The sequence below is a fragment of the Tsukamurella hominis genome, assembly GCF_965137015.1.
GTDB classification, from domain to species: Bacteria; Actinomycetota; Actinomycetes; order Mycobacteriales; family Mycobacteriaceae; genus Tsukamurella; species Tsukamurella hominis.
This window is the reverse complement of sequence record NZ_CBCRZG010000021.1, coordinates 58,987-77,485: the sequence shown is the minus strand read 5'-3', so window position 1 is coordinate 77,485 and position 18,499 is coordinate 58,987. Positions and strand designations below refer to the sequence as shown.

Sequence of the window (18,499 nt, the reverse complement as noted above, 5' to 3'; positions counted from 1 at the left end):
GCCCCCGCCCCACCTCCTGGAGACCGGCGACCCCGCCGCGAACCTCAACCGCACTTCATGCGCTTTCCGCCGTCCTTATTGCGGAACCATTCCAGATAAGAAAGGCTGGAAGCGTACGAAGGACGAACCAGGAAGCGATCGCTTCCGCAATCGAAGGGATAGACGTGGCCGTCTACACTCTGCCGGAACTCGACTACGACTACAGCGCTCTCGAGCCCTACATCTCGGCCGAGATCATGGAGCTGCACCACAGCAAGCACCACGCCGCGTACGTCGCCGGCGCCAACCAGGCCCTCGAGCAGCTCGCGGAGGCCCGCGAGGACGGCTCGATCGCGACCAAGGCGCCGCTGCTGAGCAAGAACCTCGCCTTCCACCTGGGTGGCCACACCAACCACTCGATCTTCTGGAAGAACATGTCGCCCAACGGTGGCGACAAGCCGGTCGGCGACCTGGCCGCCGCCATCGACGATCAGTTCGGCGGCTTCGACAAGTTCCAGGCGCACTTCAACGCCGTCGCGATGACGCTGCAGGGCTCCGGCTGGTCCGTGCTCGCCTACGACCACATCGGCCAGCGCCTCATCATCCAGCAGCTGACCGATCAGCAGGGCAACATCTCGGAGGCCCTCACCCCGCTGCTCCAGCTGGACATGTGGGAGCACGCCTTCTACCTGCAGTACAAGAACGTCAAGGCCGACTACGTCAAGGCCTGGTGGAACGTCGTGAACTGGGACGACGTCGCCGCGCGCTACGCCGCCGCCACCGCCTGAGTCCTTCTTCCTCAGCCTCGAGACCCCGTCCAGCGCAGCGCGCCGGCGGGGTTTCGTCGTTCCCGGTGTCAGTGCCTCCTGACACAGTGGGCACATGACGCAGCCGGGATACGACGCCCTCGCCGACACGTACGCCGAGATGTTCCCCGATCCGTACCAGTACCCCATCGAGCGGCACGCCGCCGCGGCGTTCGCGGAGGCCGCCGCGGGGCGCCCGGGCCGGACGGTGGACGTCGGCTGCGGGCTCGGCCACGTCGCCGCCGACCTGGCCGGGCGCGGCCTCGACGTGATCGGCGTCGACCCCAGCCGCGGCATGCTCGCGCACGCGCGCCGCCTGCACCCGGAGCTGCCCCTCGTCGACGGTGACGCCTCCCTCGCCGCCCTGCCCGACGGCCCGATCGCGGCGATCCTCGCCCGGTTCAGCCTGATCCACGTGGAACCGGCCACAGTCCGCTCAACACTGCGCGCCTGGTCCGCACTCGTCGACGCGGGCACACCCGTCATGGTCGCCTTCCAGGCGGCCGACGAGCCCGGCCCGCCGCTTGCCTTCGACCACGCCGTCGCCCCCGCCTGGCGCTGGCATCCCGACGAGTTCGCCCGCGTTCTCGCGGACGCGGGGTTCGCGGAGTCGTGGCGGATCGTCGTCCGCGACAAGGACTACCGCTTCCCCATGGCGCAGCTCCTCGCCGTCCGCGACTGACCACGCGGCACCGCGCCGGGCGCCCGGCACCGTCGGATCCGGGTACCCGAAACCCTCGGGCCGGGCCCGTGAAGAATCGAGACAGGGCTCCAAAACTCCTGCGCTACTTGTCATTTCAGAGTCACGCGACTAACCTGGAACTCGCACGAAGGGGAGTAGCCCCCAATCGCGCGGTCGACACACTGGCGAGAGCCCGGCCGCGCGAACCGGAAAGCCTCCGGTGGGCGAGACCTTTGTGCCACTTGCGCGGTCCGACGGTCGGATCCGTGTGGCACAGGTCTTCGCAGGAGGTATGCACCGTGCTCAACGGGTTGCTCATCAGTTTCGCCGTGGTCTTCGTGGCCGAGCTCGGCGACAAGTCCCAGCTCATGGCGATGACCTTCGCCGCCCGCTTCAAGTGGTGGGTCGTGCTGCTGGGCATCACCGCCGCCACGGCGCTGACTCACATCGCGTCGGTCGGCATCGGCTTCGCGCTCGGCTCCGCCATCCCCACTCAGCTCATCACCGCCGTCGCGGGCATCTCGATGCTGGTCTTCGCCTTCTGGACCTGGCGCGGCGACACGCTCTCCGACGACGAGAGCGGCACCGCCGACCGGGTCACCCGCTCCGTCTTCCTCGCCGTGGCGTCCGCGTTCTTCCTCGCCGAGCTCGGCGACAAGACGATGCTCGCCACCATCACCCTCACGACGCAGCACAACTGGTTCGGCGTGTGGGTCGGCTCGACGCTCGGCATGGTCGCGGCCGACGCCCTCGCCATCGCGGTCGGCGCGCTGCTCGGCTCGAGGCTGCCGGAGCGGGCCATCGCCATCGGCGCGACGATCCTGTTCTTCGGCTTCGGCGCGTGGCTCCTGGCCGAGGCCTGGCCGGAGCTCGACGGCACCAGCCGGATCGTCACCGGGCTGGTCGTCGCCGTCACGATGATCGGCGGCGGGCTCGTCGTGCGCCGGGCGCACCGCGCCGCGGCGGCGGCACCGTCGAACCCCGAGGTCCCCGAGGAGAGCACCCCCGGCCCCGGAAGAACCGCCCTTCACTAATGTGAGGTGGGTCGCGCCGCCCACCGGCGAGTGCGCTCCACTACAGAAGGGAACCAGCCATGGACGTCTCCGGCTCCTCCGTCATCGTCACCGGTGGCGCATCCGGCCTCGGCGCCGCCACCGCGAAGCGCTTCGCCGATGCCGGCGCCACCGTCTTCGGCCTCGACCTGCAGCCGTCGATCGACAAGGCGACCCCGGTCGAGAACGTGCACCTCGTCGCGACCGACGTGACCAAGGAGGACGAGGTCCTCGCCGCGATCGCCGAGGCCGTCAAGGCGGGCCCGCTGCGCGTGGCCGTCAACTGCGCCGGCGTCGGCTGGGCGGGCCGCATCCTGTCGAAGAACGGCCCGCACGCGCTGGAGCTGTTCCAGACGGTCATCAACATCAACCTGGTGGGCACGTTCAACGTGATGCGCCTGGCCGCCGACCAGATGAGCAAGCAGGAGGCCGTCGACGAGCAGGGCTCCCGCGGCCTCATCGTCAACACCGCCTCCGTCGCGGCGTTCGAGGGCCAGATCGGCCAGATCGCCTACACCGCGTCCAAGGGCGGCGTGCACGCCATGACCATCACCGCCGCGCGCGACCTGGCGCAGTTCGGCATCCGCGTGAACACCATCGCCCCCGGCACCATCAACACCCCGATGCTGGCCGGCGTGACCCCGGAGTTCAAGAAGACGCTCGAGGCGGGCATCCCGTTCCCGTCGCGCCTGGGCGAGCCGAGCGAGTACGCCCAGCTGGCCTACTTCCTCGCCGAGCACGACTACATCAACGGCGAGACGATCCGTATGGACGGCGCGCTGCGGATGGCGCCGCGCTAGATCTGCAGTTCCTCCGCCGGCGTCGCCCCGACCGCGTCCGACAGGACGAGGAGCGGGGCGGCGTCGTCGTCGATGGAGGGGCCGTCGGGCGGCAGCACCATCGACGACGGTGCCGGGGCCGCCCCGGCCTCGTTGCGCAGGTCGATCGCGACGAGCAGGTTGTGCACGTTCTCCTCGGGCACCCCGTCGCCGAAGTCCTCGGGCAGGTAGGGGCTGAGCTGGACCAGCACGTCGCGGATCTCGACGACGCGGCGCTGGAAGCGCAGGTGCGGGTCGCGGCGGGCCTTGCCCGCGTCGAGCACCACCTCGGGGACCGCGGTGGTGAGTAGCGTCCACAACGGCTCGAGCCGCTTGTAGTCCCGGCGGTGCTTCTTGCGGTACTGCATCTGCACGACGAAGCCGCGCACGCCCGGGTAGCTCAGGCCCACGACGAACAGCAGGATGCCGCCCGCGGTGCAGGCCTGCGACAGGGTGAGCAGCACCGGCCAGGAGGCGACGTGGCCCGCGCTGGTGAGCACGAACGCGACCTGGGTGAGCGAGCCGACGGCGGTGATCGCGAGGCCCGCCGACATGAGCCGCAGCGACGTCGTGAGGTATCCGTCGGCGAAGGGCATCAGCCGGGTCAGGGAGAGCACGCAGTCCGCGAGCCCGTACATCAGGTAGCCGCCGGCGATGACGAAGAAGACGGCGAAGCCCAGTTCCTGCACGGTCAACGTGTCGAGGCTGGCGTCGCGCAACGACGGCGGCGTCACGTTCATGGCGACGGACAGGCCCACGACGGCGGCGATGAGCGGGATGGCCTCCATCCCCGCGCGACGTTGCCGGGCGGATTCGGTGGGGCCGTAGAAGAAGGCGACGGCGAGCGCCGCGACGCCCAGCGCCAGCGAGGCGTAGCCGCCGAGGCGGGAGGCGCCGCGCCAGAGCGCACCGTCGATGGTGGGAGCGAGCGGCGATCCGAGGAGGAGCACGGCGAGCGTGAGCGCGGCGATGGCGACGGTGACCGCGACGGCCTGGATCCCGGCCTTCGCGCGGTAGAGCCGGTCGATGCGCCAGCACAACACCAGGGTGAAGAACGCGACGCCGAGTACGTTCACGAGCTTCACAGCCACCGGGAATGACCTCCCAGGGCGCGCTGGATGCCGCGCAGGCTGTCGTGTTTGGCGGTGCGGCCCGCGAGGGCGCCGGCCTCGGAGGCCCAGCCGAGAATGATGGAGGCGATCATCTCGGCCTCCCACTCGTGCTCGTCGTCGTAACAGGTGCGGTGCAGGGCGGCGTCGGCCTCCGGGGAGGACATCTCCGCGGTCTGCGGTGCGGCCGCTGTTGGACCGGCGTTCTGGTGGCCTGCGATGAGGTGGCCGAACTCGTGGATGATGATCTGGTCGCGGTGCGTCCGCGAGGTGTTCGCCTGATAGAAGAAGTAGTCGGCGTCGTCGCCCACGAGCCACAGCCCGTTCGGCATGCCGACGGGGAGCGGCTGCGAGATCACGAGGATGTCGCGGCCGCGTCGCTTGCCGTACTTCTCGCACAGCTGGACCGCGTCGAAGGGCAGGTCCAGGTCGAGGCTGCGCACCTCGTTCTCACACAGGCGGCGCAGCGCTTTGACGGAACGCACAGCCCACCTCCACACGGTCGTAGAGGGACGACGCGCGCCGGAGGCACACTCACGGCGCCCGGACGGGCTGCGGCGTGTCAGCCGGTGAGGCTAGAGCCCCTCATTTTCGCGCGAGTCTACGGGAAGCTCGGGCGGGTCGGCGGGCAAGCCCTGCTGCACCCGCAACACCTTGATGAGCTCGTTGACCATGTTCACCGAGTCGGGCGAGAGCCCTGCCAGGCGGAACGCGGCCATCTGCACCTTGGTGTCGGCCTGCAGGCGCATGAGGTGGATCTGGTCACGGGTGCGCTGGGCGGCCTCGTCCTCGAGGAAGTAGTGCACGTCCACGCCGAACGCAGCCGAGATGCCCTCGACGGTGCGGAAGGACGGCGACTTCGCCTTGCCGGAACGCAGCTGGCTCAGGTACGACTCGCCCAGGCGGAAGCCCAGGGCGGTCGAGCGCTGGGCGATCGCCTTCGCGGTGAATGCGCGGCCGTTGGGGCCGGGCACCGTGCGGAACAGCTCCTCGAGCCGACTCGCGAACAGGCCCTGGCCCACCAGAGCGTCGCTGTCGTACTTATTACCTGTATCCACTTGTGCCATCCCTCTCTATCACCGGCACGACCTGTGACCCGCGGAACACATTATGTTGCGAGTCCACAAGCCTCGATCACACTATAGCGCACTTCACCATGGAACACGACCGCTTCGTGATCGACTATCGTCCGCATGGGCGGATACTGTATTCTTACCTACGCCTGTGGATGAAGAGCGGAAGGGGTGTGTTGTGTCGCGTCCGACCCATCTCCCGCGTCGACTTCGCGCCATCGGCATCACCGCTCTCGCCATCGGCGCCATCGCCTCCGCGCCCGCTTGGGCGACCCCCGATTCATCGGATTCCGACAACAGCTCCGGCTCGGGTAGCTCGACCTCGCAGAGCACCGGAAGCAGCGACTCCTCGTCGTCGAGTGATGCCGGCGACGCATCGTCCACGTCAGGTACCGCGGGTCGAGCGACGGGCAGCGACTCCCGAATCGGCAGCAACGGCTTCGGAGCCGGCAGCAGCTCCTCTCGCGGCAGCGGCTCGGACGAGTCGAACGACACCGGGTCATCGAACGGCGCCGGCACGACAACGGGCGACGAGACCGAGACGGGCAGTAACAAGCCCGACAAGGACAAGGACAAGGGCAAGGACGAGGACAAGGGCCACGGCCACGGCGGCGGCCTGATCGGCATCATCGGCGGCATCTTCGGCGGCGGCGGCTCGAGCAGCGGCGGCTCGACCGGCACCGCGACCCCGCCCACGATCCCCAGCGCGGGGGGCTCCGATTCGGGCTCGTCGTCGAGCTCGTCCGCCGGCTCCAGCAACTCGACCGGCTCCGGCGGCGCCTCGATCTCCAGCGGCAGCGGCGTCCGCACGGGCAATCCGCTCCCTGAGTCGACGTCCTCGGTCAACGACGGCAGTGATGGCGGCACCGCGCAGTCCCCCAGCGTTCCGGCAGCACGTCCTGCGGCAGTTGCGCCCGCGGCCCCCGTCGTCGTGGCGCCCGTCATCGTCCCGCCGATCGTCGTGGCGGGCCCGGTGCTCCCGGCCCCCGCTCCCGCACCGGCGAAGCCCGCGGCCCCGAAGCCGGCGGCNCCGGCCCCCGCGGCCCCGGCACCGTCGAACAACGACCGCACGCCGGCGGAGCAGAGCTCCGGCAGCAGCGGGAACAGCACCGTGTTCGCGGCGGCGTACACGTCCGCGCAGCGCGTGGCGCCGGTCGCGGCGGAGACGGCGCGGCAGCTCTCCCCCGCGATGATCGCCATCCTCGGCGGCATCGCGCTCCTGGGCAGCGGCAGCTTCGCCGACGCCCTGCGCCGCGCGCACATGCGCCAGGCCCAGGCCTAGCCCGCCCGAAGGGAACCCGAGCCCCTCGCTGGTACGAGGGCGCCCGCACCCTTCAAACTATCCTTAGCCTAACCTAAAGCGATGACCTCTCCGAGTCCTCGCTCCCCGCTGCGCCGCCCCCTCAGCCGACGATCGCTGCTCCTCGGCGCGGGCGGCCTGGGCGCCGCTGCCGCGCTGTCCGCGTGCGGCGCCGACGGCACGTCCGCGCAGACGGGCGACGACGGCCCGAAGCGTGTCGTGGCGCTCTCCACCGGGCACCTGGATCATTGCCTCGCGCTGGGGACGGTGCCGGTCGGCCTCGCGGTAGTCGCCCCGGAGGCGAGCAACAGCACCGGGATCCCCCAGTTCATCCGCGACGCCTTCGGCGCGAAGTACGACCTCGACGCGATCCGGATCGTCGGCGAGCGGATGACGCCGGACCCGGAGAAGATCGCCGCGCTCAAGCCGGACCTGATCCTGTCGAACAAGCGGGCCGACAAGTCCCTCAACGAGCAGCTGGCGAAGATGGCCCCCACCGTGCTGACCGCGGGCGGCTCGGAGTCGTTCAAGAAGGATCTGACGACCGTCGCCGAGGCGCTGAAGCGAGAGCAGGCCGGCGAGAAGCTGCTCGCCGACTACAACGGCCGCGCCCGCGCGTGGGCGCAGTCGCGCGGCGACGCCGCGACGGTCTCGCTGGTCCGGGCGCGGGGCGATCAGTACCTCTACTTCGGGACGCTGGCCCTGGCGAGCATCGTCGGCACGGACGCCGGCCTGACCCGCCCTGCAGGCCAACGCTTCTCCGATGTCGCGAGCCGCGCTCTGTCGCCGGAGGAGGTGGGGATGCTCGACGCCGACTGGCTGTTCTACTCGTTCCCGAAGGCCTCGCGCGACATGACCGAGGCGGCGCTGTGGAAGAAGCTGCCGGTCGTCGAGCGCGGGCGCGCCTTCGAGGTCGACGTCGACCCCTGGTTCCTCAACGCCTCCACCGTCGCCGCGGAGCGCGTCCTCGCCGACATGCAGAAGTTCACGGCCAGCAGGCCCTAGCCGCCCACCACCGGCAGCGCGCGCACCTTCTCGCTCGACATGAACGCGCGGAGCGCCGCGGTGGCCTTCACGTCGTCCTCGTTGTAGTCGAGGATCCGCTGCCGCTGGACGGCCCGGTCCTCGTCAGCGAAGCCGGCGTCGATCCCGACGCCCACGCGGTACCAGAGCATCGACGCCTCGCCGCCGGCCTCCGCGTCGCGCCAATGGAATCCGGCGACGGGCGCCACCTTCTTCAGGCCGCGCCCCTCGAGGGAGAGGAAGGCGTCGCCGACGGCGTCGAACATGTCGACCCACTCGGGCGAGGCGATGAACTCCTCCACGGCGCGCCGCACGGGCACGCCCGGCTCCCCCGCGAACCGGTCCGCGGAGGCCAGCAGCCACTTGTTCTCGGCGTTCTGCGAGTAGCAGTACGCGGCGAAGGTCTTGCCCGCGGCGTGCGCCTCCGCGCGACGGTCCATGAGGAAGGCCCAGAACTCGGCGAACGAGCGGGCCTCGTCGCGCGTGGGCACGGGGTCCCAGGTGACGAAGGGCCGGTAGCCGAGGTCGACGCCGTCGCGCCGCAGCCACGTGCCCCACAGGTAGGCGCCGTACTCCTGGTAGCTCTCCATGTCGACGTCCACCTCGACGTCGGCCCGGCGCACCTTCACCTCGGGCTGCCGCCGCACGAGCACCTGCCCGTCCCGCCACGCGCGGGCCATGGCCCGCAGGTCGGCGATGGGCACGGGCACGTCCTCGGGCTGGGGCCCCGCGTACTCGGCCAGCTGGTCGACGGTGCCGATGCCCGCCTCGCGCAACCCGGGCGCCGACCGCCCGTCGGCCACGAGGCTCACGTCCCGCGCGAGCGTCAGGGTCTGCGCGCACTGCGGCCACCAGGGGCACCGTCGGCATTCGGCCACCCGCACGGGCTCGGTCTCCACGGTGCCGGCCAGCACGGCCCGACGGTCCGCGAACCGCTCGTCGTAGGCGGCCAGGAGCGGCCCCACCTCCTGGACGACGATGCGCGCACCGTCGACCCCGATGCTCCCGCCGAGCAGGGTCCGCGACGCGAAGCCCGCGTCCTGCAGCATCCGGGTGAGGTGCGCGAGGCGCATCTGGTCGCCGCGATGCTGGCGGGAGCGGACGGTCTCGTCCTCGCGGGGCTCCCAGCGGTCCAGCGGCGACGTCACCGCGCCGGCGCCGGGGTCGCAGGTCTTGTGGTTGACGACGATGACGGGGATGTAGCCGTCGGCGAGGCGGACGAGGAGCTCGCTGTGACCGCGGCGGTCGTGCGCGGTGGGCAGCACGGCGTTCCAGATCCGGTCGGCGCCCGCCTCCATCGCTGCGAGGGTGCGGCGCACCGCGCCCTCCCCCGGCTCGATGACGGTGAGCCCGGGCAGCCGGTCGCGGACGGACGCGCGGAAGACGGCGGCCGCCTCCACCCGCAGCGCCATGCCCGGGTCGGGCTCGCCCTGCGGCGCGCGGGCCTCGAGCGCCAGACGGTGCCGACAACCGGTGAGCGAGCGCGCGCTCACCGGAGTCGTCTTGATGCCCTGGTCGATGTCCACTGCTTAGCAGTATGGCGGGCGGCACCGACAACCCGCGGAGCCGCGCTGTGCAATGCTGTACCGGACGGCAGTACTGACCTACAAGGACGTGCACTGATGGGTTTGTTCGGCAAGAAGACGAAGTCCTCCCGCGCGGAGCGCCGCGCGCAGGCCAAGGCGCTCAAGTCCAAGGGGCGCCTCGAGGCGAAGCTCGCCGCCAAGAACGCGGACCGTGACGCCAAGCGCGTCGTGAAGAACGCGTCGAAGAGCGAGCGCAAGGCGCTGAAGGCCGACCTGCAGCGCTCGAAGATCGTGGCGAAGGCGCAGGGCAAGGCCGATGCGGCGAACCTGAAGATCGCCGAGACCCAGGCCCGCGCGGCCGTCGACGGCAAGCTCCTCTCCGAGGCGCGGCTCAAGCGCTACATCTCGACCGCGCGCCTGCTGGCGCCCGTCGTGGTGCCGATCGCCTACCGCGCGGCGCAGGCCGGCCGGAACCAGCTCGATGCGGCCAAGGCCTCGCGCCTCGGCGTGCCCGTCGACGAGGTCGCGGCGTTCGCCGGCTACGGCGGCGGCCTCTCGGCCCGCGTCGCGGCGGCCCGTCGCTCGCTGGACCAGCTGGCGGCCACGCACCCCGACGCGGAGACCAAGTCCTTCACCACCGCCGTGGCGCAGCGCCTCGACGACCTGGGCACCGCCATCACCGCGTCCGAGTCGATGCCGCCCGCGCGCCGTCGCCCGGCGCACCAGGCCATCGCCCGCGAGCTGGACGGCATCGACGCCGACCTCCTCAACCGCCTCGGCGTCAGCTCCTGAGTCCGTCCCCGCGCGGCGGTTCATCGCTGCCGCGCGGAGGGCGTTGGAGAGTCGACGAACCATGTGCTCACGATGGGTCGCGGACGTCTCGCACCGTGGGCGTCGGTCTACCCACAGTCGCGCTTCAAACTTGTGCTGTCGCGGTGTGCCGCTGACATTGGACGTCGCCCACTAACCCTGCGGGAGCGGCGGAATTGAATCTCCGATGGTCCCCACTCACTTTCAAAGCGAGTTAGAATAGCGCCTGTCCGTCGCACGCGTCACTACTTATGTAGAACGTACGGACCCTCATGATCGTCCGGCACCATACTCACATCAACGAAAATTTCGGGGCGATTCGGGGGTGAAGTCGCGGAACCTCTTCTTGAAGTCGTCCAGTGACACGAAGTCAATCTTCCGAAGAATCTCGGACGAAATATCTGAACGAGCACCAAGTATCCTTCTCGCCGAGGTGGGTGTATCGGCTCGGTTAAAGACGACAACATCGCGATCGTCTGTTCCAACCCCGAACTGGACCCCCCTTGGACTGCAGTGTTCTTACCTGTTCGCAACACTGTCGATTAGACTCTTGCCACGCTGGGGCAAAGGTTTGACGTTCGGATTCTTTACAATAGATTTGAGCGCACCTTCAAGCGCTTCCGCGTATCCCATCTTGGCCTCGCCTCAGAATCGCTGGTGAACCTTCTGGCGGTGGTGGCAGTACGTGCGGCAAACATGTCTGCGATCTTATTGTCGAGTTGAATCGGTGTCGCAATGACGTGTCGATCTCCTCGATATCGATTCGCCTCAACGGCTGTGGCGCCGGGCCGGACGAGTCATCTCGTGCATTCCGGTGCTATTCCCGTGTTGATGATTCCAGCTCGAAGGCGCCGGTGTCGTCGGTAAAATGCGCGACGGTGCCTGGGACCGCGTGGGTGAGGTAGCTAGTGGCCCAGGGGAACCGCTCCAGGTACAGGCCGCACGTCCACGCCTGGTAGTTGCCGGCGTCAGCGAGGTATTCCGGGGATTCAGCGCCAGTGGTGGAGTGAAACAAGTCGATGTCATCATCGACGCGGTCGCAGGTGACCCAGATCGGCGGATACTGCTCATGCAGGTCGGTAACCAGGACCGGCCGGTCGGCGATATCGGCCAGAGTTGGGTAGACAGAAGTATCACGTGTGACGTCGATCAGGTTCGCGAGGCCGCCCGCTTCGGTGACGAGCTGATCGAACCCACGACTAGACACGACCCAGGACTCCGGGTAGGTCAGCAGACGGATCGTCAACACCTGCCCGATCGGCTGCCCCGACTCGTCGCGCACGGTGTCGAACGAGTCGCCGTACCGGGAAGCGGTAGCGGCGAGGGCGTAAATGCTGGTGCTCTCCAGAAGGGGGACACTGTTACGCCACGGAGTTGCCCGGGCCCGCGAGAGGCTTCCAGTTGCCAGGTCATCACACAGGTTCTGCAAAACCACCTGCGCCGCATACTGCTGACCGTCGAGAACCTCGATCGCGAACTCTGTGGGCAGCTGCCCCGCCGGCGGCGCGAGCCGCGATGCCCCGCACGTCAACACCGTCACCACACCAGCCGCGTCCGGTGCCGGCTTATCGAGCAGCAGCACCGATCCGCCGATCTTCCGCTCCCACACCCGCGGCGCCACCCCCAACGCCCGAAACATGTGCTGAGCGATCCGCTCATCAGCCTCCGTCAACGCCACCACGACACACCCCCACCTTCCTTGCGGTCACTCGCTCACCGAATTGACAGTCACTGCTTCTGCTTTGCCTCGTGCGCTTCGATACACGCCGTCAACACATCATTATACGACCACCGCAACGATCCATCGTCATTCCGGTAATGAAACTCAGGAAACTCCAACAAGACCTCAAAAAGAGGAATCTTCTCCTCCTCCGTCAGGGACATATTCATCAGCAACGCAGCGACCGGAGTGCTACCCTCCATCCCCTTCGAACGATGATACAAGTTCATATCAGCACCCGCCTGCAGAAGACGCCGCAACAGGGGCGCGTCCTTAACCGGAACGAGATACTTGTTACCCAGGAGGATGTTGAGGACGTTCAAATTGTTGTCCACGTAGGGCACATCCACCCCATCGTCGATCAACTGGTTACTAATCGCCACCCGCGCATCCGCATTCTTATTCCCTACGGATAACCACAGTAGCGTGCGGTCAGCAGGAAGGTAGCTGGCTACGGTTTTTTGGTAGTCGGTTCCCGAGTAGGATTCCATGAATTCTTTGTAGGTCCCGTGTCGGGCGGTCCAGACAGGTGTAGCGGGCGGCTCGCTCATGTTATCAATTCTAACTGTATCGGTTCGCATATTTCAAGAAGAGGGGCAGTTTGCGCGCCTCCGAGTGGGTCGTTTTTGGTAGTTACGGACGTGGGGGGAGTGGGGTCTTATCTTCGTCGATGTGGGAGCTGTTTCGCTCAGGGGTGGAGGCTTCGTAGAGATCGGCGTCCGTGTATTCTTCGAGGAATTGCTTCTCGGTGATGCCGCCGTTCCCCGGGCCGCGCATGTAGGCGTCGTGGAGCTTGCGGTATTCGTCGCCTGTGGTGTGGCCCATGTCCCAGGGGCGGGGTTTGTCGCCGGGTTCCCATTTGACGAGGCGGTAGGTTTCCCACCTATTTTCGAGGGCGTTCCAGACGGTGTGGATTTCGGGGCCTGCGGTGTTTTCGAGGGTGCGGAGCCAGGATTGGTTAGCACCAGGGGTTGGGAGGTCGAGGATGTTTCGGTCGATGAGGTTGATGATGTTTTGTCGGGTGGTGTTCCAGACGGTGAGGATGTTTTTGGCGGTGTGGGGTGGGCGGTGTTCGGCGTAGCGGAGGAGGTTGCCGTTTTGGTCGTAGCCGTAGCTTCCGGGGGTGCCGGTTTTGGGCATTCCGTTGGGGTGTTCGGCGCGGTTTTCTGCGTGCCAGGTGCCGTCGGCGTCGCGGCGCATGACCCATCCGCGTCCGCCTGCGTTGTCTTCGAGGACGAGCGGGTGTCCAGTGCGGTGGTCGGTGGGGACACCGTCGGTGACCGAGCGTGCGTAGGCACCTTGGAGTTCATCGACGGTGTAGGGATGGCCGCCGCTTTCTCCTGGTCGTAGAAATCTTTCCGGCAGAACAGGGGCGGGGCTCGTGGGGGTGTGCGCGGCGTCGCCGATGACGCTGCCTGCAGTGTTGCCGCCGGCGACTGCGGTCCCGGATGCGCGCGCTGCGGGGCCGGTGTCGGTGTCGGTGGTTAGCATCGCGGGTTTGCTTGTGCCGCTGCCCGCCGGCGTGTCGGCAGCCTTGTCTGGGGCGGCACCGGCGGTCGACACGCGTTCAGTGCCGGTGCCGAGGCTGTCGGGCGCGTGCGTGGTTGTCTTGCCCACTGCTGCCGCGTCGGCGGCGACCTTGCCTCCGGCTGCCGCATTGTCGGCAGCTGGGGTGGTCGTGAAGGGTTTGAAGGTGCGGCCGGGGCGTGGTTCAGCCGGCACTGAGGCTGTGGTGGGTCTGGCGAGTCTCCCTGCGTGCGGGGTGGGTGGTTTCGGTGTCTCGCGCGCGCCGGTTGCCGCGGCCGTTGCGACAGCAGCGGTGGGGGTGTTTTTCCCTGTGGTTTTCGCTGCTTCCTGAGCTAGCTGGAGGGCTTGTTCGGCGGCGGTGGCGCGGGCTTGGGATTGTTGGATTGCTTGTGCCCAGGGTGCGGGTTTGGGGGCGGTGGCTGCTGCGGTGACGGCGCGTTCGACCTCAGAACGGACTGCGGCGCTGCCAGCGCGGGTGAGGGCGGTGGTGCCTTTGGTGCCGAGGACGGCGGTGACGAAGTTGCCGATCTGTTTACCTGCGGCGTAGGTGGTATCGCCGCGTTCGTAGTCGTCGGCGGCTGCCATTTCCCGCCAGACGGTGTTCCAGGAGTCGGCGACACTGGGGGCGTGGTCATCACCCAGGCCCACTAGGGGGGCCATTGCCTTGACGGTGCCTGCGGGGTCGGAGGCCATCTGCCAGATGCCTACGCCGGCTGCTTGGACACTGCGTCCCAGGCCAGCGGCGAGGGAGGTGAAGGATGGTGGGGTGTAGGGGACGAGTTCGCCGTTGTTGATCCGGGTGGTGCCGTCAGCGCCTTCCATCCAGGACTTGTTGAAGACGACCTCACCGGAGTTGTCCTCGTAGGTGTAGATCGTCGTTCCGTTGGAGAGCTTGTAGGTGACGGTGGTCCGGCTGTTGCGACTGCTCGTCTCCGAACTGATGGGGTAGACGTCCGGGGGGAGGGCCTTCTGGTATTCCTGGATGTCGGGGTACTTATCCCACTGCGCTTTCCCATTATCGATTTCGCGTTGCGCGAGCTCCGACGGGCGTGGGTCACCGGCGGCGGCAGGAATGTCTGCGTCGAGGCGTGCTTGCGCTTCACGTTGAGCAGTTTCTCGCGCGGCGAGGTCTGCGACGCTGCCGCTGACGTTCTCGGTGGTGCGATCGCGGCCGGTCACCGCCACCGCGCCAGTGTTGTCGTCTTGGGTGGCAGTCACGGTTTCGGTGACCCGCTGACGTCCCTGCCCGTTGCTGGTCGCAGACGTGGTGGGGACTACGGCGGTGACGACAGCGGTGACGTCGGAGGTGCCGCTGCCGTCGGTGCGGGGTGTTTCGATCTTGACGGCACCGTCTGTGCTGTTGGGGCTTTGGGTGACCTGCCCGCCGCCGCTGCTGATCGTTTGCCCCACCATGGCGGTGGGCGCTCCGCCGTTCTGCGGCAACTGCACCGATACGTTCGCATCGGGTTTACGGGTGGCGTCCGCGATGAGCTGCTGCGTTCCACCGGGCAGCGCAGCAACTGCCGCTGCCGGCGAAACCGCTGGAGCAGGAGCGGGCGTGGGCGCGGAGGGAGCAGAAGCAGCTGGAGTGGGCAGGTTCGGCCCGTACGGCTTCATCACGTTAGCGAGGGATGCGCTGGCAGCTGCCAGGTCAGCCCCCGGATTGGAGGCGGCCGGTGGGTTCGGGCTGTCGTTGTGGGATTCTCCGCCTTCACCGGACGCACCCCCACCACCAGGATCAGTCGCATCCGCCACCAGCGGATACAGCGCACCCTTGTTCGGCTGAATATGCTGAGTGATCGTCGATGTCCGATCATCGATCTTCTCGATGCTGTACCAGGTGGGCTGGTCCCGGCCGAGGGCGTCTTTCGCCCACGGAGCTTTGACCGTTCGCACGACCTGTCCGGTGCCGGTTTTGACCAACACGACGGAGCCGTCGGCGCGTTCAACAAGCTCTTCGTCCGGGGCGGTGGGGACGTCGGTGGTGAAGTTGCCGGGGCTGTCGGGGGTGGCGAGGATGTACCAGGCTTTGGGCTCTCCGCCTTCGAGGTCGGGGAGGGTGAAGGTGACGTATCCGCCGTTGTCGGCGTGCACATCCACATCGGAGGTGGTGACTTGCACTTCGCCGGTGTTGGCGACCGCCCGGCCGGCTTCGAGGTTCTTCAATGTGAGTGCATCGAGGGCGGAAGTGAGCGTCTCCTTCGCGCCTTCGCGGGCGAGTTCGCCGGGCTTGGTCGCCCACTCCACCAGCCCGTAGACCCAACCGACGAAGGGCACCGCGGCGGGCGCGTGGGTCGCCGCCGAGCCTGCTGCGGCCACAGGATCAGCGAGAATCTGCTCAGGGGTCGCCGACGCCACAGCGCGACCGGCACCCGCGACGGGGCTGGTGACGTTCGACAGCAGCCCCGTCCACGCGCGCACGGGGTCACCACCGACACCGATCAAAGCGGCATTGCCGGCGATAGTGTTGCCGAACCGGTCGACGGCGCCGCCGACGAACCTGCCCGGAACCGAGACCACCTGACCGACCGCACTCTCCGCGATCGACTGCGCCTTCGCCCCCTCACCCGACCATCTACGCCCGGCCGCCTTCTTGCGCGGCTGCTCGCGCAGCAGGGTGTTCGGGGAGGCGAGCATCATCATCGCCGTCGGAACACCAGTGGAATCCAACCCGAGGATGTTCGTCGCCAGCCCGTCACGCACCAGCTTCTGTGCCTGCTCGCTCGTGGGATCGGTGAGGAGCTGGTCGCCGACCTTGATCCCGTCCGGGGTCACCTGCGGCACGAGTTGCTGCCCGCGCGCGGTGACCTGCTGCGGAACCGAGGTGACCGTGCCGGCTACGGCACCCAGCCCGTCGGCGGTCGCCTTCGCGGCGCGCCCCGGAGCACCGGTCACACCACCGGCAGCGGAGACCGCACGCAAGGCCGTCGACCGCACACCCTGCGCCACAACACCACCCGCCACCGCACCACCAGGCAGCGAGGAGAAGTAGTCGTTGACCGGAACCATCGCCTCGGTGCCCGCGGTGATCGCCGCCGCCGCCTGCTGCCCAGCCACCGCCACCCGCTCGTGCACCACACCCGCGGCGCGAACGAGCTCATCCCACTCGCTGCGCAACCCCGAGTACTCCGTGAACGGGACGTTGACCTTGACCCACACCTTCTGCATGTGCTCGAACACCGCCCGCGCCCGCGCTTCGAGCGGCTTCAAAGCTGCTTGGGAGGCGTCGAGTTCGCGGGCGAGTTCCTTGATCCCTGAACCGACCCGGGAGTACGACTCCACCGCCGCGCCGAGCTGCATCGCCAACTCGCCGGGTACTCGGCCGCGGAAGAACTCTCCCTCCACACCCACGAACTCGGGTACCTCGAGTCCGCGAACCCGGGCATGCGCCGACTCCGCCGCCTCCGCGAACCCCAGATACAGACGGGCGTGATCGAGGACCTCGTCGACGCTCACCCCCGGCAGCGTGAACACGGCCTCCGGGAACCCGCCGACGATCAGATCACCGAGCAGCTCCAACTCCCCGACGATGCCGTCACCGGGAGTGATGTCGAGACTCATGCGGGTGCCTTCCTAGGCTGATAACGGTGCAGCTTCCACCCGGTGGTGGCATCGGCACATCGATCGGTTCGGGTCGGCGGCTCCGGGGCGGAACCTACAGAGTGATGCCGTAGCGGTTGAGTAGGTCGCGCTCGAGTTGAGGAAGACGGGACTCGTCATAGGTGGCGACAGTGACGGTCAGGGCGACGGTCTGGCCACCGAGCTCGAACACGGTCACCTTGTTGATATCTGCAACGGGTCGCTTCGTCTTCGCTTCGACGTAGCGGGTGGCCACGGTCGTCGTCGGGAGTCCGCACGGCCCAGATGAAGCGTGACGACTAACGACACCGCGAGTAATCAGCGCAGCGAACTTCTCGGACGTGCCGTAGCGCTGTGGTTCCTTGATCACACCGAACGTCGCGTAGAACGAGTCGGTGTCATCGCTGCTCTCGATGCGGCCCAACCGAGTTCCGCTGCTTTCTGGTTCGGACACTGCCTGCCGCCATCCCGGCGCGGCTGGAACGTCGACTCTGACGCCATCGGGTCTCCCCAGCGTCAGAGTCGGAGCGCCCTGCGCTGCGCACCCGCGGGTGGTCGGCGTGGCGCCAGCAGGAGCGGTCACCACCGAAGCCGCGATGGCGGCGGTAGCAACGGCGGCGACCACAAGGCGTCGCGTCAGCGCGGTAGGGGAAGAAGCGTGCGCGGTCATGGGTTGGTCCCTTCTCTGGAACGAGCGACGTATCGATGAAGCTTCGTGATGGCTAGTTGCGCGACAGTGCCGAGCGCACCTGCGACCGCATGTCACGAACCTGCTCGGTGTTCGTGCCGAGCGCGGTCTTCATCTGCCCGAGGATCTCGCTCACCGACGCCGCCGCGTTGTTCCACTTCGTCTGCACACCGCGGTAGAGCACCTGCTCATCCGCGTTCCACTGCGACTCCACCGACGCGACGTACCCCTGCAACTGCTCCAGGTTCGCCTCCAACGCGGCGACGATCGACGCCAGATCATCACCTGCGGTCTCCGCGCCACCCTCGTCGTACGCATACATCTCAGACATGATCATCTCCTCATAGGAAGGCTCAGACGCAGCTCACGGGAGTCCGTGGCTGCAGATAGGATGTCGGGCTCGAAAGCCCAAGAGTCAGCGGAACTTCGCCTGATCCCAGGCCATGCCCCGCGCCGCCTGCTCAAGGTTCGCCGCCTGCTGCTGCTCACCGGAGGTGTACAGCTGCCCGGCCTGACCCACCGACTCGCGGATCATCGTCAACGCCGCGTTGAGCTCCTTGAACGAAGCATCCCACCGCGTCGTCAACTGATCCCACGCGATGAACGACTGCCCCTTCCACGACGCGGGCAACGCCTCCACCGCGGAGACGAACCGCTTGCCCTGAGCGTTCAACGCCCCGGACACCTGCTCGATGTTGGTCGCGTGCGTGGTCACCGCATGATTGGCGACTGAGAAACGAGTACCCATGGCCGTCGTGCCCCTCCGGGAATCTTCCGGGGCAAGACACCCCAGGTTGAATTTGCGCA

General features: G+C 67.9%; 17 protein-coding genes. 7 read left to right on the top strand and 10 right to left on the bottom strand.

The genetic code is table 11. The features are described from left to right. Positions 1-164: 164 nt before the first annotated feature. The 4 genes from ACM9LD_RS20725 to ACM9LD_RS20710 all read left to right on the top strand — a co-directional run bounded on the left by ACM9LD_RS20725 (position 165) and on the right by ACM9LD_RS20710 (position 3,319). Positions 165-767: a superoxide dismutase gene (locus tag ACM9LD_RS20725; protein ID WP_224644933.1), complete on the top strand. Its 603-nt coding sequence runs from the start codon at positions 165-167 to the stop codon at positions 765-767. A 94-nt stretch (positions 768-861) separates the two neighbouring features. Further along, positions 862-1,467: a class I SAM-dependent DNA methyltransferase gene (locus ACM9LD_RS20720; RefSeq protein ID WP_415678424.1), complete on the top strand. Its 606-nt coding sequence runs from the start codon at positions 862-864 to the stop codon at positions 1,465-1,467. Between the two features lie 299 nt (positions 1,468-1,766). Beyond that, a complete protein-coding gene (locus ACM9LD_RS20715; RefSeq protein WP_415678423.1) occupies positions 1,767-2,501 on the top strand; it encodes a TMEM165/GDT1 family protein in 735 nt (244 codons plus the stop codon). Positions 2,502-2,560: 59 nt separating this feature from the next. Beyond that, positions 2,561-3,319 carry an SDR family NAD(P)-dependent oxidoreductase gene (locus tag ACM9LD_RS20710; RefSeq protein ID WP_224644930.1) on the top strand — a complete coding sequence of 253 codons (759 nt, stop codon included), beginning with the start codon at positions 2,561-2,563 and terminating at the stop codon, positions 3,317-3,319. Here ACM9LD_RS20710 and ACM9LD_RS20705 read toward each other — a convergent pair. The 3 genes from ACM9LD_RS20705 to ACM9LD_RS20695 all read right to left on the bottom strand — a co-directional run bounded on the left by ACM9LD_RS20705 (position 3,316) and on the right by ACM9LD_RS20695 (position 5,513). Next, positions 3,316-4,428, bottom strand: coding sequence for an MAB_1171c family putative transporter (locus ACM9LD_RS20705; protein WP_224644929.1), 1,113 nt, complete (start codon positions 4,426-4,428; stop codon positions 3,316-3,318). The two genes, ACM9LD_RS20710 and ACM9LD_RS20705, sit on opposite strands and share 4 nt — an antisense overlap. Further along, positions 4,419-4,931, bottom strand: coding sequence for a hypothetical protein (locus ACM9LD_RS20700; RefSeq protein ID WP_068523328.1), 513 nt, complete (start codon positions 4,929-4,931; stop codon positions 4,419-4,421). Before ACM9LD_RS20700 ends, ACM9LD_RS20705 begins: the two co-directional genes overlap by 10 nt. Positions 4,932-5,021: 90 nt before the next feature. Then, complete coding sequence (locus tag ACM9LD_RS20695; protein WP_068523327.1) at positions 5,022-5,513, bottom strand: helix-turn-helix transcriptional regulator; 492 nt, start codon at positions 5,511-5,513, stop codon at positions 5,022-5,024. A 1,036-nt stretch (positions 5,514-6,549) separates the two neighbouring features. On the opposite strand from ACM9LD_RS20695, the gene ACM9LD_RS20690 reads away from it, so the two are divergent. Beyond that, positions 6,550-6,801, top strand: a 252-nt coding sequence (locus ACM9LD_RS20690; RefSeq protein WP_415678422.1) for a hypothetical protein, incomplete at its 5' end; no start/stop codon positions are given. An 81-nt stretch (positions 6,802-6,882) separates the two neighbouring features. Next, positions 6,883-7,824, top strand: a complete 942-nt coding sequence (locus ACM9LD_RS20685) for an ABC transporter substrate-binding protein (RefSeq protein ID WP_415678421.1) — start codon at positions 6,883-6,885, stop codon at positions 7,822-7,824. Here ACM9LD_RS20685 and ACM9LD_RS20680 read toward each other — a convergent pair. Then, positions 7,821-9,368, bottom strand: coding sequence for a TM0106 family RecB-like putative nuclease (locus ACM9LD_RS20680; RefSeq protein WP_415678420.1), 1,548 nt, complete (start codon positions 9,366-9,368; stop codon positions 7,821-7,823). The two genes, ACM9LD_RS20685 and ACM9LD_RS20680, sit on opposite strands and share 4 nt — an antisense overlap. Before the next feature lie 96 nt (positions 9,369-9,464). Between ACM9LD_RS20680 and ACM9LD_RS20675 the strand changes: the two genes are divergently transcribed. Next, positions 9,465-10,160 carry a DUF6474 family protein gene (locus tag ACM9LD_RS20675; protein WP_068523324.1) on the top strand — a complete coding sequence of 232 codons (696 nt, stop codon included), beginning with the start codon at positions 9,465-9,467 and terminating at the stop codon, positions 10,158-10,160. A gap of 835 nt (positions 10,161-10,995) precedes the next feature. Here ACM9LD_RS20675 and ACM9LD_RS20670 read toward each other — a convergent pair. The 6 genes from ACM9LD_RS20670 to ACM9LD_RS20645 all read right to left on the bottom strand — a co-directional run bounded on the left by ACM9LD_RS20670 (position 10,996) and on the right by ACM9LD_RS20645 (position 18,440). Further along, positions 10,996-11,859, bottom strand: a complete 864-nt coding sequence (locus ACM9LD_RS20670; protein WP_415678419.1) for a 3-octaprenyl-4-hydroxybenzoate carboxy-lyase — start codon at positions 11,857-11,859, stop codon at positions 10,996-10,998. 47 nt (positions 11,860-11,906) lie between these two features. After that, on the bottom strand, positions 11,907-12,449 hold the full coding sequence (locus tag ACM9LD_RS20665; protein WP_415678418.1) for a hypothetical protein: 543 nt from the start codon (positions 12,447-12,449) through the stop codon (positions 11,907-11,909). 82 nt (positions 12,450-12,531) lie between these two features. Then, positions 12,532-16,986 (bottom strand): GH-E family nuclease, encoded by a 4,455-nt coding sequence (locus ACM9LD_RS20660; protein ID WP_415678417.1) that lies wholly within the window; start codon positions 16,984-16,986, stop codon positions 12,532-12,534. A 94-nt stretch (positions 16,987-17,080) separates the two neighbouring features. Continuing rightward, positions 17,081-17,674 (bottom strand): hypothetical protein, encoded by a 594-nt coding sequence (locus tag ACM9LD_RS20655; RefSeq protein WP_415678416.1) that lies wholly within the window; start codon positions 17,672-17,674, stop codon positions 17,081-17,083. Between the two features lie 52 nt (positions 17,675-17,726). Further along, positions 17,727-18,023 carry a WXG100 family type VII secretion target gene (locus ACM9LD_RS20650; RefSeq protein ID WP_107504231.1) on the bottom strand — a complete coding sequence of 99 codons (297 nt, stop codon included), beginning with the start codon at positions 18,021-18,023 and terminating at the stop codon, positions 17,727-17,729. 84 nt (positions 18,024-18,107) lie between these two features. Continuing rightward, positions 18,108-18,440 (bottom strand): WXG100 family type VII secretion target, encoded by a 333-nt coding sequence (locus ACM9LD_RS20645; RefSeq protein WP_415678415.1) that lies wholly within the window; start codon positions 18,438-18,440, stop codon positions 18,108-18,110. Positions 18,441-18,499 lie beyond the last annotated feature (59 nt).

Excerpts from the sequence above, each read along its gene's own strand:
- ACM9LD_RS20650 (WP_107504231.1), bottom strand. The coding sequence starts at position 18,023 with ATGTCTGAGATGTATGCGTACGACGAGGGTGGCGCGGAGACCGCAGGT.
- ACM9LD_RS20665 (WP_415678418.1), bottom strand. The coding sequence starts at position 12,449 with ATGAGCGAGCCGCCCGCTACACCTGTCTGGACCGCCCGACACGGGACC.
- ACM9LD_RS20645 (WP_415678415.1), bottom strand. The coding sequence starts at position 18,440 with ATGGGTACTCGTTTCTCAGTCGCCAATCATGCGGTGACCACGCACGCG.
- ACM9LD_RS20685 (WP_415678421.1), top strand. The coding sequence starts at position 6,883 with ATGACCTCTCCGAGTCCTCGCTCCCCGCTGCGCCGCCCCCTCAGCCGA.
- ACM9LD_RS20720 (WP_415678424.1), top strand. The coding sequence starts at position 862 with ATGACGCAGCCGGGATACGACGCCCTCGCCGACACGTACGCCGAGATG.
- ACM9LD_RS20655 (WP_415678416.1), bottom strand. The coding sequence starts at position 17,674 with ATGACCGCGCACGCTTCTTCCCCTACCGCGCTGACGCGACGCCTTGTG.
- ACM9LD_RS20695 (WP_068523327.1), bottom strand. The coding sequence starts at position 5,513 with ATGGCACAAGTGGATACAGGTAATAAGTACGACAGCGACGCTCTGGTG.
- ACM9LD_RS20675 (WP_068523324.1), top strand. The coding sequence starts at position 9,465 with ATGGGTTTGTTCGGCAAGAAGACGAAGTCCTCCCGCGCGGAGCGCCGC.
- ACM9LD_RS20710 (WP_224644930.1), top strand. The coding sequence starts at position 2,561 with ATGGACGTCTCCGGCTCCTCCGTCATCGTCACCGGTGGCGCATCCGGC.
- ACM9LD_RS20660 (WP_415678417.1), bottom strand. The coding sequence starts at position 16,986 with ATGAGTCTCGACATCACTCCCGGTGACGGCATCGTCGGGGAGTTGGAG.